The 13876-nt window shown below is 62.4% G+C and carries 13 protein-coding genes; 8 read left to right on the top strand and 5 right to left on the bottom strand.

What is annotated here, in order from left to right; all coding sequences use genetic code 11:
* Positions 1-127: 127 nt before the first annotated feature.
* From FGL95_RS16960 to FGL95_RS16975, 4 genes are all read left to right on the top strand, one after another.
* Entirely contained in the window at positions 128-736 is a 609-nt protein-coding gene (locus FGL95_RS16960; RefSeq protein WP_169588892.1) for a TetR/AcrR family transcriptional regulator, read from the top strand.
* Between the two features lie 369 nt (positions 737-1105).
* Positions 1106-2299, top strand: a complete 1194-nt coding sequence (locus tag FGL95_RS16965; protein WP_169588894.1) for a thiolase family protein — start codon at positions 1106-1108, stop codon at positions 2297-2299.
* Positions 2296-3135: an enoyl-CoA hydratase-related protein gene (locus tag FGL95_RS16970; RefSeq protein WP_169588896.1), complete on the top strand. Its 840-nt coding sequence runs from the start codon at positions 2296-2298 to the stop codon at positions 3133-3135. Before FGL95_RS16965 ends, FGL95_RS16970 begins: the two co-directional genes overlap by 4 nt.
* Positions 3128-3910, top strand: a complete 783-nt coding sequence (locus FGL95_RS16975) for an enoyl-CoA hydratase/isomerase family protein (protein ID WP_169588898.1) — start codon at positions 3128-3130, stop codon at positions 3908-3910. Before FGL95_RS16970 ends, FGL95_RS16975 begins: the two co-directional genes overlap by 8 nt.
* 391 nt (positions 3911-4301) lie before the next feature.
* Here FGL95_RS16975 and FGL95_RS16980 read toward each other — a convergent pair whose 3' ends face one another.
* Entirely contained in the window at positions 4302-5321 is a 1020-nt protein-coding gene (locus FGL95_RS16980; protein ID WP_169588900.1) for a lytic transglycosylase domain-containing protein, read from the bottom strand.
* A 190-nt stretch (positions 5322-5511) separates the two neighbouring features.
* Complete coding sequence (locus FGL95_RS16985) at positions 5512-7065, bottom strand: long-chain-fatty-acid--CoA ligase (protein WP_169588902.1); 1554 nt, start codon at positions 7063-7065, stop codon at positions 5512-5514.
* Between the two features lie 106 nt (positions 7066-7171).
* On the opposite strand from FGL95_RS16985, the gene FGL95_RS16990 reads away from it, so the two are divergent.
* The 3 genes from FGL95_RS16990 to FGL95_RS17000 are packed head-to-tail and all read left to right on the top strand — an operon-like array spanning position 7172 to position 8894.
* Positions 7172-7975, top strand: a complete 804-nt coding sequence (locus FGL95_RS16990) for a coniferyl-alcohol dehydrogenase (RefSeq protein WP_169588904.1) — start codon at positions 7172-7174, stop codon at positions 7973-7975.
* Positions 7976-7984: 9 nt separating this feature from the next.
* A complete protein-coding gene (locus FGL95_RS16995) occupies positions 7985-8269 on the top strand; it encodes a hypothetical protein (RefSeq protein WP_169588906.1) in 285 nt (94 codons plus the stop codon).
* A gap of 4 nt (positions 8270-8273) precedes the next feature.
* Entirely contained in the window at positions 8274-8894 is a 621-nt protein-coding gene (locus tag FGL95_RS17000) for a TetR/AcrR family transcriptional regulator (RefSeq protein ID WP_169588908.1), read from the top strand.
* A gap of 201 nt (positions 8895-9095) precedes the next feature.
* On the opposite strand, the gene FGL95_RS17005 is transcribed toward FGL95_RS17000, so the two are convergent.
* The 3 genes from FGL95_RS17005 to FGL95_RS17015 form a co-directional block, all read right to left on the bottom strand.
* Positions 9096-9689 (bottom strand): hypothetical protein, encoded by a 594-nt coding sequence (locus FGL95_RS17005; protein WP_169588910.1) that lies wholly within the window; start codon positions 9687-9689, stop codon positions 9096-9098.
* Positions 9690-10569: 880 nt separating this feature from the next.
* Positions 10570-11316: a 3-hydroxybutyrate dehydrogenase gene (locus FGL95_RS17010; protein ID WP_169588912.1), complete on the bottom strand. Its 747-nt coding sequence runs from the start codon at positions 11314-11316 to the stop codon at positions 10570-10572.
* Positions 11313-12707 carry an MFS transporter gene (locus FGL95_RS17015; protein ID WP_169588914.1) on the bottom strand — a complete coding sequence of 465 codons (1395 nt, stop codon included), beginning with the start codon at positions 12705-12707 and terminating at the stop codon, positions 11313-11315. The genes FGL95_RS17010 and FGL95_RS17015 overlap by 4 nt, the downstream gene beginning before the upstream one ends.
* Before the next feature lie 99 nt (positions 12708-12806).
* On the opposite strand from FGL95_RS17015, the gene FGL95_RS17020 reads away from it, so the two are divergent.
* Positions 12807-13751, top strand: a complete 945-nt coding sequence (locus tag FGL95_RS17020; RefSeq protein WP_169588916.1) for a LysR family transcriptional regulator — start codon at positions 12807-12809, stop codon at positions 13749-13751.
* Positions 13752-13876 lie beyond the last annotated feature (125 nt).

The following is a 13876-nucleotide window of genomic DNA, read 5'->3' on the forward strand; positions in this document are numbered from 1 at the left end:
CACGCAGGTGACAAGGAGACGATACTTGTCACCAGAAGACGCGAATCGACCGTCTCCGCCGCGCTGCGCAGCACTTTCGCGACAGCACTCCGGCATGGGGCGTTCGACCGGGGTGAGAGGTAGACCGATGGCCAAGACGAGCGCGCCCGCCCAAGCCACCGAGACACGGGAGCGGATCATCGCCGCCGCCACCGAGTTGATTCCTCGGTTCACTCTCGCCAAGGTCACGATGGAAGACATCGCACGGACCACCGGTATCGCGCGACAAACCGTCTACAAGCATTTTCGGAACAAGGACGAGCTGATCGCCGAGCTGATCGTGCAGGAGCTACGGGCCAAGCATGCACCGCTGATGAGCAAGTATCTGCGGCGCAAGCCCACCGCGCAACGTTTCGCCGAGCTGTTCCTCGACCAGCTGAACGTCGGAATGTCGTTCGCTCTCGTCGATCCGGTTCTCGACCCGTCCGTCGGTCCACGGATGGCGGAACTGATCTTCGGTGTCGATGCCGTCCTGGAAACCCTGGGGCAAGTCTGGGCGCCGATACTCGACAAATATGACGAGGCTGGCCTTCTTCAGCCCGGCCGGGACCGAGCCTCGATCGTACGGTGGATCACCTATCAGCAATTCTGGCTGGTCACGCACCCGGACGTTCTCGCCAAGAACGAACAAGAGCTCGACGACTACGTCGAGCACTACATCGTCGCGGGAATCGTTCGGTCGCCCCAGGACGCATAGACCCCCGGCTGGGGCGCACAACTTCCGCAGAAGTCGAACCCTGCGCACGGTGTCGATTGTCCGGGGGTGCATGCGACGGCGGCTTACGTCTGAGTATGGCTGGGTGTTGTAGAGCTACGACGACGTAGGCACGCCACCCGACCCGACATCTCTGCCAACTCATCGGACGGGTACGCAGCGCCTTGGCTTGAGGCGACAAAACGTGTAATCTGTCACCAGCTGGTCGATAGCTGCCTGCCGGGTCCGCCACAGCCAGGTATCACCACTCGGACGAAGAACACACACCATCCGCGCAGTACGTCCGGGAACGCACAGGTCGCCCCCAACTGCCCGGTGGTCCCTGAAAATTCGATACGAAGGAGACATTTCATGGTTGACGCAGTCATCGTCGACGCGGTCCGATCGCCCTTGACGAAGGGCAAGCCCGGAGGAGCGCTGTCGGGTCTGCACGCAGTCGAACTCTTGGCCCAAACACTCGGCCACCTCTTCACGAGGAACGACATCGATCCGGGCGAGGTCGACGATGTGCTCACCGGGTGTGTCAGCCAAGTCGGCGAACAAGCCGGAAACATCGGCCGAATGGCTTGGCTTGCAGCAGGATTGCCCGAGCACGTGCCCGCGGTGACCGTGGAACGAAAATGCGGTTCCAGCCAGCAGGCCGCCCACTTCGCGGCGCAGGGAATCATGTCGGGTGCCTATGACATCGCGGTGGTCGCCGGTATCGAATCGATGAGCCGAATTCCCATGGGGTCGAGCACCATCGGGATGAACCCGCATGGGCCGTCGGTCGCCGCGCGGTACGCGCCCGGGCTGGTCCCGCAAGGAATATCCGCGGAGCTGATTGCCGCGCGGTGGAAACTGTCGCGTGATCAGCAGGACGCCTACGCAGTCCAATCACACGCCAGGGCAGCAGCACGAGCGGCCGCGGGTGGCTTCGCCCGAGAGATCGTGCCGATCACCGTGACCGACGAGAACGGGCAGTCGCGCGTCGTCGATGTCGACGAGACCATTCGACCGACGACTACCGTCGAGAAACTGGCGACGCTGAAGCCCGCGTTTGAGAAGGCGTCGTTCGCCGAGCGGTTTCCTGAGATCTCCTGGTCGGTGACCGCCGGGAACTCTTCGCAGATCACCGACGGAGCGAGCGCGATGCTTGTGATGAGCGCCGACCGTGCCGAGCGTCTCGGCCTGCGTCCGCGGGCCAGGTTCCACTCCTTCGCCGTGGTCGCCGACAACCCGGTCCTCATGCTGACCGGCCCGATCCCGGCGACGAGGAAGTTGCTCGACAAGGCAGGCCTCGGTGTGGGCGACATCGACCACTACGAGATCAACGAGGCGTTCGCCCCGGTCCCACTGGCGTGGCAGGCAGATTTCGACGCCGATCCAGCCAAGCTCAACCCCGCCGGCGGCGCGATAGCTCTGGGCCACCCGTTGGGAGCGTCCGGCGCGCGATTGATGACCACGATGCTTCATATGCTCGAGGACACCGGGGGCCGATACGGACTGCAGTCGATGTGCGAAGCAGGCGGTATGGCCAATGCGACTCTGATCGAACGCCTGTGACCAGCACCCCGACAACGGCGAGCGGAGTCGAAAGCGTGCAACTCTGCCGTTCGGGACCGGTGGCCACGATCGTCCTGAATCGTCCGGAACGAAAGAACGCGATCGATACGGCCGCATGGGTGCAGCTGCAGGAGGCAGTCCATGCGGTCGCCGAGGACGACGACATCCGAGTTCTGGTCCTCACCGGGGCGGGCGGCAACTTCTCTGCCGGTGCCGACCTCGGTGGCGGCGAGGACAGTCGACGCCACCGCACCCAACTCGAGCGGATGCAGTGGTTCAACGACATCGTCCTGTCGATCCACGCCCTGCGCATTCCGACGATCGCTCGTGTGGACGGACTCGCGATCGGTATCGGAATGAACATCGCCCTCGCCTGCGACTTCGTGGTTGCAACCGACCGCGCACGCTTCTCCGAGATCTTCATCAAGCGTGCCCTGTCGGTGGACGGCGGCGGCAGCTGGCTGTTGCCCAGACTCGTCGGTCTCCACCGAGCCAAGGCACTGTGTCTGCTCGGGGACATGATCCCGGCCGCCGAGGCGCAGGACCTGGGGCTGGTGACCTACATCGTGGCACCGGAAAGCCTGACCTCCACCGTCGACGACCTGGCTGCACGGCTCACCGCGAAGTCGCGCTTGGCCCTTGCCCAGACAAAACGGCTGCTCGACGAGGGGCTGTCGCTCACGCTCGAACAGGCACTGGAAAACGAGGCTCGGGCGCAGGCGATCAATATCGCCAGCGAGGATTTCAAGATCGCGATGGAGCAGTTCCGCAGCACGACCACCGAGACATCAGCGACGAACGGGAAATCAGCGGCGAACGGGAAATCCGATGGCTGACTTCGAATATCACGTCAGCGACCACGTCGCGACCATCAGGCTCAATCGCCCGGAGCGTAAGAACGCCTTCACCCTGGACATGGTCGATCAGTGGGCGGAGGCGCTCCGATCGGCGGAAGCCGATCCGGAGGTCCGGGTTGTCGTCCTCACAGGGACCGGTGATGCCTTCTGCGCCGGCGTCGACCTGTCCAAGCTCGCCGACCGGGAACGCACGCCTCTCGCGGAGAGGGAGCTGCTGACAAAGAAGGTGCACCAAGTCGCCTACGCCGCCGAAGCGCTGTCCAAGCCCTATCTCGCCGCCGTCAACGGAGTCGCGGTCGGCGCCGGCATGGACATGGCACTGATGGCCGACATTCGAATCGCAGCAGCGTCTGCCCGATTCTCGGAGGGCTACATTCGCGTCGGCCTCGTACCCGGTGACGGCGGATGCTTCTTCCTGCCCCGGGTGGTAGGCACCGCCACCGCGCTGCGTCTGCTGTGGACCGGAGAGTTCGTCGGCGCGCAGGATGCGCTGGCAATGGGACTGGTCAGCGAAGTGTGCCCCGATGACGCGCTCGAACAGCGAATCACCGATTTCGCGGCACTGCTCGCAGGCCAGCCTCCGGTCGCGGTACAGCTCATCAAGCGTGCCGTGCGCCTCGGTGAGCGACAAGACCTGCGCACCGCTCTAGATCTCATCGCATCCCATCAAGCGGTCGCAACCTCGACTGCGGACTCCCGCGAAGCAATGACCGCGTTCCAGGAGCGCCGCCCAGGTGTATACACCGGTCGATGACGGCCGAATGCTCGACAGTGCAACACATGTCCGAACGAGGGCGGTGGCGGTTTCGGACGCTCAGAAAGGTTCGGCGACTGTGAACGGCCTGTGGTTGGTCGTCGCGGTCGTCCCGGTCTACTTTGTCGCCGGAATAGTGTTCTTTGTGGGCTTGTTCTGGCTTGAACTGCGACAGATGCGCCGCCACCCGATCGATCGGAGGATCAGCTCCGGCTACCGGGCGCCTCGATCAATGCGACCCCCGGCACCGAGAACACAGCTCTTTCCGGCGATTCCTGTGGGTGGCGGGACGGGGGATGCCGCGCCGCGACGTGTCGTTCACCGCGCGCCGTCCGTGAGCATCGACGTGAATCGTGGGATACCGACCCGCACCAGCGGCCGTCGATCGGCGTCACGGCGCTGAAACAGGTGGCGGACAGAAGATCCCGCACGGAATGGGCGGCAGTCCGGGAATCGTGATCGTCGGTGGTTCGGGAGACGGAGTCAGCGGTTCGATCGTGGAGGGTGCGGTTGGTTGCACCGGCTCGCTCGTCGTCTCCGTCGGTACCGGTTGAGTCGGAGCCACGTCGGCGACCTCGGGTGTGAACCCCGGAAGAGTGGCAGGACCGGACTGGTGCACACCGCCCGCATAGGTTGCCGACCAGCTCAGCACGTCAGAGGCGTAGGACATCGAGTTGTTGTACCGCAGCACCGCGCGCAGTTCGGCCGCTGCGTCTCGCAAGTCAAGGTTTCCCGAGCAGAGGTATTGCGCCGCACCGAGTGCGGCATCGAAGACGTTGTTCGGGTCCGCGATCCCATCGCCGTTGCCGTCGGCGGCGTAGTGGGTCCAGGTGCTGGGCAGGAACTGCATCGGCCCGACAGCGCGCACAAACGCATTGTCGCCTGCCGCGATGATCTCGTTGCCAGGTAACGTGCCGTCGAGTGCTGGGCCGAGGATCGGTGTGATAGTCGTTCCGGCGCTGTCGGTGCTGCCGCCATTGGCGTGCCCGGATTCTATTCGTCCGATGCCCGCCAGCAGATGCCAGGTCACACCGCAGCCGGGAGTCGTTGCCGCCATGGCCAGTTCCGCGTTGCGGTAAGCGGCCAACGCGATCTCCGGAATGCCCAGTGTGTTGGCGGACAGACCGTTGTCGGGGAGCCCCGCGGTCGGACGGGCGATCGCAGCGGGGTCGGATCGAAGCCCCGGTGTGACGGCGCGAAGGTGGGGAAACTCGCGTCTGGTGTGAACGAGGCCGACTCGACCGCCTCGTTCTGCGATGCTTTGGACTGCAGTGCCAGTCACATCGCTGGATGCCGAATCGCTTGCTACACTGTGGATGTGCGGATCGGTGGGCCAGCCACTGCCTGCCGCCCCAGTGGCTAGTACCGCTGCAACGATTCCACAGGCGAGCCCTGGTGTTGTCGGTCGCATGATGATCACTCCGCACATCTCGTGTCGACGCGGTGGCTCCGACCACCGCGGGTGGGTCTTGAACTAGAACTTTTCTGTTGGTTTGGCTTCCGGTGGCTCGGGCGCGTGGCGACAGGCGCTGGCTCCGTTGGTATTCCGTTGCACCCCAGGAGCTCGACACCGGGGTGCAACGGAGGTCGATCCCCCTAGGTCATCCGCCCACGCGGCGGGTGTGGTCCTGCCAGAACGGCTCTCGCAATGTGGTCTTGAGGACCTTGCCGGTGGCGTTGCGCGGCAACGCATCGATGAAGTCCACCGAGCGTGGCACCTTGAAGCTCGCCAATTGTGTTCGGCAGTAGTCGATTACATCGTCGGCCACGAGCTGGGCCTCGCCGCTCTGCACGACGATGGCTTTGACGGTCTCGCCCCATTTCTCGTGCGGTACGCCGATCACGGCGACATCGATCACCTGGGGCAGTTTTGCGATCACTTCCTCGATCTCTCGTGGATAGATGTTCTCCGCGCCGGAGACGATGAGGTCCTTCACGCGGTCGGAGATGTAGAGATAGCCTTCCTCGTCCTGGTAGCCGGCGTCCCCGGTGTGGAGCCAGCCATCGGCCAGAGTCGCCTCGGTCGCGTCGGGGAGATTCCAGTAGCCGCGCATGACCTGCGGGCCGCGGGCCAGAATCTCTCCCACCTGCCCCTGCGGGAGGTCGATGCCCAAGGAATCGGTGATTCGAACGTCCGTTCCAACCACGGGCCGCCCGCACGAGAGGAGAAGCCGGTCCTCGCCGGCCAGCGCGCGACGATGCTCGTCGGGGCCGAGGAAGGTCAACGTCGAGCAGCATTCGGTCTGTCCGTAGCCCTGGATGAAGTCGCAGTCGAAGACATCGAGGGCCTTACGTAGCGTCTTCTCACCGATCGGCGAGGCGCCGTAGATGATGTTCCGCAGCTGCGGATAGGTGTGCTGCTCGGCACTCGGCAACCCGACGATGATCTGCACCATTGCGGGGACGAAGGTGGCGGAGGCGATGCTTCCGTCGGCGAGCAGCCGCAGGCATTTCTCCGGATCGAAGTCAGGCTGGACGTGAACCGTGGCTCCACACGCGATGTACCAGTACAGCGACACGGCCGCGGCAGCGTGGAACAGCGGTGCCACCAGAAGCGTGCCCTCTCCCTGGTACAGCGGAAGAAATGTTCTGATCTGGGTCAGGTTCGCCAGTGCCGCCTTGTGGGTGATGACCGCGCCTTTCGGCCGTCCCGTGGTGCCACTGGTGTACATCTGGTAGAGATCGTCGTCCTCGTCCACCGCTGCCGCGACCGTTCGGTCGCCGGCCCCGTCGAGCAGCGTCTGCAACGACAGCCATCGATCGGGCTGCCCGATGATCGAGACGAACCGCTCAATCGGGACCTCGTCTCGAATGGAGTCGATTCCGCCGACGAACTCCGGCCCGACGAAGATCGCGCGCGCCCCGGAGTCCTGCAGCTGGTAGCTCCACTCCCGCGGGTGGAGCCGGAAGTTGAGCGGTACCGGAACCACGCCGGCCTTGAACGCGCCGTAGTACAGCGTCGCCCACTCGGCGGCGTTCTTGGACAGCAACGCGATTCGATCGCCGGAGCGCAGTCCGAGCCCGGCCAGTGCTGCGGCGAATCGAGTAGAGCGCTGCTCGACTTCGCGGTAGGTGAACGACGTGGAACCGTCCTCGACGCAGACTCGATCCGGCGTGTTGATCGACCAGTACGTCAAGAAGTCGTGGACCCGCATAGCGATTTCCCTTCTTTTCTAAGACCGTTCCCAACGGGGTGTGTTCTTGCTAACATACGACACATACTGTCGTTTGTCACCCATCTTTGTGGAAGGGATCTGAAATATGTGGAGCGTCAAAGCAAGATTCGACGGACGTCGCGCGGTCGTCACCGGCGGCGCCTCCGGCATGGGAGCGGCCGCTGCGGAGGCGTTGGTCGGACTCGGTGCAGCGGTGACCGTTCTCGACGTCAAGCCCCCGACGTCGTCGACGGTTGAGTACCGGCAAGTCGATCTTCGAAGTCGTGCCTCGATCGACGACGTCGTGGGGTCGCTGGACGAGCCGACCGACACATTGATCAACTGCGCAGGAATGCCCCAGACATTTCCATACCGGGATGTTTTGGCGTGCAACATTGCAGGGCTGCGCCATCTGACCGAATCGTTGATCCCCACGATGCCAGCGGGGTCGTCTGTCGTGAACGTAAGCTCGATCGCCGGCCGACAATGGCGTAAGTTCCGTGATGCACTCTCGCCGCTCCTCGCGACGGAGGGCATGGACGAAGCGCTGGACTGGATCGACGCTCATCCGGATCTGGGCGATCCCTATGTCGCATCGAAGATGGCAGTGAACCTCTACACCTTGAACCGCGCGCCGCAGGTCGCTGCCGCGGGAATACGGATCAATGCAATTTGTCCGGGCAACACGACAACGGCGATGTCTGCAGATTTCGAGAAGGTCAGCGCCGCGGGCGTTCTCGACCAGATGTCCAGCGTGGCAGGTCGATCGGCAACACCGGAGGATCAAGCCGATGTCATCGTCTTTCTTGCAAGCGACCTCGCCAGGTACGTAAACGGGGTTCTTCTCGACGTCGACGGCGGATTCTGTGCCGCGGCAGAAACTCGGCAGCTCGCTCGTCCCGGCAACTGAAGATCGCACATGGTCGGCGGCCTTTACAGGGAGAAGTGGCCGGAGATCTGGGCTCGGCTCACCACCGAGCAAGCCCGCGTGCTCGATCAGGTCCTCGCAGGGCACGCCTTGATCGGGCGCGCACCGAACCGGGAATATGCCGAAGCGGTCGTTGCGTACATGACTTACGAAATCAACCGGCCGGAATTCGACCGGCGAATCAAAAAGCCGCTGAACGGTGCGACCCGAAAGCCAATCACTCGACCATCGTTGCGCCAGCAAGCATGGCAACCGCACGACACAGAGGAGTTGTGACGCAATGCTTTCCAATACCCAACGCCGACCCGCGTCGTGGATCGAAGAGCTTCACGGACGCCGCCGCGACGTCCGTTCGCCCACGACGCCCGCTGACTACTTCTCGACGGCGACAGCCATCCTTGTCGCCAAGGGCCATCACGCGCTGAAGATGACGACCGTGTGCAAGGCCCTGGGTGTCACGACCGGATCGTTCTATAACTACTTCGACAGTTGGGGCGAGTTCGTCAACCAACTGTTGTCGCACTGGGAACGAGAACAACTGCTCCTGATGGAAAAAGTGATGGACAGCGGACGTAGCGGCCCGGCCACCGACCTGTGCGGATTGCGGACAATTGCGGCGCATCTGTCTAACAAATCAGGCACGGCTTTTCGCGCCTGGGCCACCGGAGATCCACTCGTCGCAGAGGTCCAGCGTCGAATTGATGAGCGGCGATCGACGATCTTGACGCGTGCGATTCGCACAGCGGTGTCCGACGATGCGACGGCGAGACGACTGACCGTCGTGATCTTGACCCTCCTCGTCGGATCCCAGTTTTTGCCTGACCAGGATCCGAGCGATGGCTTTCTGCTCGAGTACATCGAGGACCTCGTGCGGCGCTCAATCGTAAGAACGCCCCGCTGATATTGTTCCCGCTGCTCACCTCAAATGTGTTGGCATGTTGAGTAAGTCCGAAGTCTGAACCGAATCCACCGGCCAACCAGAGGTGTGAAGATCTGAAATACGCTGTAATGCAACATTTTTATGCGTCCATCTAGGGTCGACTGGATAAGAGACTTATCAAGTTCTGCCGTATTCGGCCCGACTAGCCAATAGCCTCGAAGATCACTGACCGAACAGATGCACGTCACGCGATGAGGCATCACGATGACTGTGCGGATCCCCAACCCGGTTGTAGGGAAGGCAGGTCGGTGAGACCTGGGTCGGGTGGGATCGGTGATTCTGCGTCGTCGCTGTCCCAGCGTCGGCCGTATTGGTCCGGTATTTCGCCCCATCCCCAGTAAGGGAGCGGCAGGGTCGGCACGATGCCGAGGGTGTCGAGTGGATCGATGCGATGCTCACCCACGGTGCATATGTGTGCCCAATTGTCGCCAAGGTTAGGTGGCCATTGGGACCGCCGCGCGCCGCGTGGATGTTTATGGTTTGCGAGGTGTAGCCGAGCAGGTCGGCGAGGCTGGCAGCGTCGATTTCTTTGACGAGGTCGTGCAAGGCGGCGTTGCGGATGGCCTGGATATCGATTCCGGCAGCGCGGAATTGGTGCATCAGGGTTTGTGCGGTGATGTGGTGTCCGGCGGGTGTGCCAGGAAACAGCCAGCGAGAGCGGTAGTTCATCGTCTTCTGGTTTCCGCGGTTCGTCAGATACTGCTGGAAGAAGGGGAGCAGCGGTGCGGGCAGTTCACCGATCCGAATTGTGGTCACGGTGGGGGTTGTGATGATGTCGTCGAGGGTCAGTTCGGAGATCTTTCGGACGGGGATGCCGAAACAGTAACAGCAGTGCGGCGATGCGAGATGCGAACAACCAATCGACTACTTTACGTAATCTAGATTACCGGCACAGTAAAGTGGTTGCGACACAAGGGCTTTCGAATATCATTTCTCCGCAAGTCTGTCGACCGCGGATTGGGCCGCCGATTCGAAAGGGGGCGTTCCCAGCGCCGCGGCCCGAGTGCGAGGCGGTTCTTGCCGCAACTGTTGCAGACGGGCGATTGCCTCGCCGGCAAGGGGAATTTGCTTCAGTTTGCTGGACCGAGGTGATCGACACGGTGCGGACGGAACCATCGCGATATTCGGTCGATCGCTGAATTTACGATCGACCTGATCCGCGAACCTAGCGCGGTCCGTCTCATCGATCAAAGGATTCAGCGGGTCGATCGTCCGCGCGCCGACAAGTTGAAAGGCTGTTGGGGTGTTCCGATTGGGTGGTCGCGACGACAGCGCGCCGCAGTGCTCGATTTGCACTGCGCTTGCTATGCCTCCACACACCGCAATGTCTCTCAATAGGCCGGTCGTAGCATTAGAGAGTCGAAGAGGATGCATGTGTGCAGGCGAGAGGCAACACCCTGGCGCAAGTGGCCGGGGTAGACCCCCTCCGCCGCGGTGTCTGGTCCGCAGTACGTCCGCAGCGCGATCGACAACGACCGTTCGCAGCAAACGTCACAAACATCAAAATGCTTGTCTGCCTTGAATGTTCAAAAACTGTCAACGACAGCAAACGTTACAAACGTCGAGAAATGCGGTCTTAAAATCCGCACAGTGTCGGTTCGAGTCCGACTGGGGGCACCGTATAGGTGTGTCAGGCTCAGCGCGCCGACCAGCCGCCGTCCATCGTGTAGGAAGCGCCGGTGACCATCGCAGCATCTGCGCCTGACAACCAGCCGACCAACGAGGCGACCTCTGCCGGTTCAACGAGCCGTTTGATTGCGCTCTCGGTCAACAGAACTCGCTCGAGGACCTCGTCTTCGGTGATGTTGTGAATCCGTGCCTGATCGGCAATCTGGTTCTCCACCAATGGTGTTCGAACATAGCCCGGATTGACACAGTTGCTTGTCACGCCGTGCGGGCCGCCTTCGAGCGAAGTCACTTTCGACAACCCTTCGAGCGCGTGCTTCGCCGTCACGTAGGCGACCTTGAACTCCGACGCCCGCAGACCGTGCACAGATGAGATGTTGATGATTCGTCCGAACTCCCGCTCGAACATCGCCGGGAGGGCAGCCCGGATCAACAGAAACGGCGCTTCCACCATCAACATGATGATTTCCCGAAACCGTATCGGGTCGAATTCGGTTATCGGAGCGACAGTTTGGATGCCCGCATTGTTGACCAGGATATCGACGTCGAAGCGGAGGTGCTCGAGATCCTCGACATTCAGCAGATCGACCGCCCACGCCTCGCCGCCGATTTCGTCGGCAAGGGACTTGGCGCCGGCCTCGTCGACGTCGGCAACTCGTACGTAAGCACCTTGCGCGGCAAGTTTTCTCGCACATTCTGCGCCGATACCGCTCGCCCCACCGGTCACCAATGCCGTGCGACCGGCCAGGTCGGTCATCGCAGACCGACCTTCGCCAACTCGGCTTCGGTGGCAATCGCTTTCGCGTCGGCAATGTCGATCGTCTCTAGTGCCAGTCCCTTGGTTTCGCGCGCGACTACAACGGCGACAACGGTTATCGCTGATGCTGCGGCGAGATACCACGCAATCGGCACAGATGAGTTGTATCGGTCGAGCAGTCGGACCGCGATGATGGGAGCTAGGGAACCGGCGACGATCGAGGTGACCTGATAGCCGAGGGAGACACCGGAGTACCGCATCCGCGTCGGGAACATTTCGGCCATGATCGCCGGCTGCGTCGCGTACATGAATGCGTGGAACACCAAACCGATGATGATCGCCAACATGATTATCGCGTTGTGGCCACTGTTCATCATGGGGAAGGCGAAGAAGCCCCATGTTCCCGCCGTCACAGCGCCGACGAGGTAGACCGGCCGCCGCCCGACCCGATCCGACAACCGCCCGACCATCGGGATGACCGCGAAGTGCACGGCATGCGCGGCAAGCATCCACCAGAGAATCGTTTTGGTGTCAGTACCGACCTCGACCTTCAGGTACGTGATCGTGAACGTCACGACCAGGTAGTACATGACGTTCTCACCGAAGCGCAGGCCCATCGCGGTGAACACTCCACGTGGGTACCGCTTGAGCACCTCGACGACACCGTAGGACGCCGACTTGATCTGTTCGACTTGTTGCTGTGCCTCGAGAAAGATCGGCGCATCGGTGACCTTGGTCCGGATGTAGTAGCCGACGAACACGATCACTGCCGACAGCCAGAAGGCCACACGCCAGCCCCAGCTGAGGAAAGCTGCGTCGGAAAGCGTGGACGTCAGCACCAGCAGCACGACAGTGGCCAGAAGGTTGCCTGCCGGGACGCCTGCCTGCGGCCAACTCGCCCAGAATCCCCGGCTCTTGTTCGGGCTGTGCTCGGCGACGAGGAGGACCGCGCCACCCCATTCCCCACCGACCGCGAAGCCTTGAATGAATCGGAGGGTGACCAGCAATGCTGGTGCCCAGTACCCGATCTGGTTGAACGTCGGTAGACAGCCCATCAAGAATGTGGCACTCCCGACGAGGATCAGGCTGAGCTGCAGCAGCTTCTTCCGTCCGAACTTGTCGCCGAAGTGGCCGAAGACGATTCCGCCGATCGGCCGCGCAGCGAATCCGACGGCGTACGTGACGAAGGCCGCGAGGATCGCGTCGAGGTCGCTTGTGTCGGGTGAGAAGAACACCTTGCTGAAGACGAGGGTCGCGGCCGTTCCGTACAGGAAGAATTCGTACCACTCGACGACCGTGCCTGCCATCGACGCGGCAACCACCTTCCGCAGACCCTCGGGCACGCGGTCCGATCCCCGGCCATCATCTTTGGCGGGCGCTTCTACAGTCATCGGACTTCTCCTCTGTGACGGTGCTCGGCGCCGAACGCGATTGTGGTCTGGCGCACACCTGAGTGTTCCCGAGTATTGATGCACATAATCCCGACAACAATGACCAATCGCGCACCAACGGTCTGCAAAAATGCAGATGTGGCAGATGGACGAACGCCGAGCGCCGACGATCTACTGGTCCTGCTCGCAGTCGGACGGTCCGGCAGATTCAGCGCCGCCGCCGATGCACTCGGGATCAACCACACCACTGTTGCCCGGCGGATCGCGGCGTTGGAACGCGTCCTCGGCGACCGCGTACTCGCGCGGAGCGCCGGCGGGTGGGAGCTCACAGCGCTCGGCCGCGATGCATTGACCGCAGCGGAGAATGTCGAATCAGCAGTGCGCGCACTCGTCTCCGGCGGCGCAGCCAACGAACTCGAAGGCGTCGTCAGAATTTCGGCGACAGACGGCTTCAGCGCGTACATCGCAGCACCGGCCGCAGCGCGAGTGCAACGCGCGCATCCCAACGTCACAGTCGAAGTTGTCGCCACAACGCGCCGCGCGTCGCAGCACCGATCCGGACTCGATCTGGAGATTGTGGTCGGCGAGCCGCAGGTACACCGAGCCGAGGCGCACCGACTGGGCGACTATCGCCTCGGTCTGTACGCCGCGCGTGACTATCTGTACCGCAACGCAGCACCAATGAGCGTCGAGGAACTGAACCAGCATCCGCTCGTGTACTTCATCGATTCGATGTTGCAAGTCGACGATCTGGATCTGGCACCCAGTTTTGCGCCCTCGATGCGGCGGGCCGTGACGTCGACGAACGTATTCGTCCACGTCGAGGCGACAAGAGCAGCAGCGGGCATCGGTTTGCTGCCGTGTTTCATGGCAGATCGACACGACGACCTCGTTCGCGTGCTTCCGGAAGCCGTCGCAGTCCAACTGAGCTACTGGCTCGTTGCGCGAACCGAAACCCTGCGTAGGCCCGAGGTCGCCGCGGTAGTGCACTCGATTCGAGTGATCATGACCGAGCAGCGCGATGCGCTTGCCGGTCTTCCCTGACCTTCGCGCCGAGGTGCCATGTGGATGGATCCATCGTTCGGGCAGGCCAGCCTTGACGCCCACAACGCCATTCGATAACGTCCATTATTGAATAATGGCGATTATCTAAGGTGAGGAGGTGCCGT

It is taken from the genome of Antrihabitans stalactiti, from assembly GCF_012932915.1.
In the GTDB taxonomy this organism is placed as follows: domain Bacteria; phylum Actinomycetota; class Actinomycetes; order Mycobacteriales; family Mycobacteriaceae; genus Antrihabitans; species Antrihabitans stalactiti.

Coding starts and splice junctions, on each gene's coding strand:
- FGL95_RS16960 (WP_169588892.1), top strand. CDS start 128: ATGGCCAAGACGAGCGCGCCCGCCCAAGCCACCGAGACACGGGAGCGG.
- FGL95_RS16965 (WP_169588894.1), top strand. CDS start 1,106: ATGGTTGACGCAGTCATCGTCGACGCGGTCCGATCGCCCTTGACGAAG.
- FGL95_RS16975 (WP_169588898.1), top strand. CDS start 3,128: ATGGCTGACTTCGAATATCACGTCAGCGACCACGTCGCGACCATCAGG.
- FGL95_RS16980 (WP_169588900.1), bottom strand. CDS start 5,321: ATGCGACCGACAACACCAGGGCTCGCCTGTGGAATCGTTGCAGCGGTA.
- FGL95_RS16985 (WP_169588902.1), bottom strand. CDS start 7,065: ATGCGGGTCCACGACTTCTTGACGTACTGGTCGATCAACACGCCGGAT.
- FGL95_RS16990 (WP_169588904.1), top strand. CDS start 7,172: ATGTGGAGCGTCAAAGCAAGATTCGACGGACGTCGCGCGGTCGTCACC.
- FGL95_RS16995 (WP_169588906.1), top strand. CDS start 7,985: ATGGTCGGCGGCCTTTACAGGGAGAAGTGGCCGGAGATCTGGGCTCGG.
- FGL95_RS17000 (WP_169588908.1), top strand. CDS start 8,274: ATGCTTTCCAATACCCAACGCCGACCCGCGTCGTGGATCGAAGAGCTT.
- FGL95_RS17010 (WP_169588912.1), bottom strand. CDS start 11,316: ATGACCGACCTGGCCGGTCGCACGGCATTGGTGACCGGTGGGGCGAGC.
- FGL95_RS17015 (WP_169588914.1), bottom strand. CDS start 12,707: ATGACTGTAGAAGCGCCCGCCAAAGATGATGGCCGGGGATCGGACCGC.
- FGL95_RS17020 (WP_169588916.1), top strand. CDS start 12,807: ATGACCAATCGCGCACCAACGGTCTGCAAAAATGCAGATGTGGCAGAT.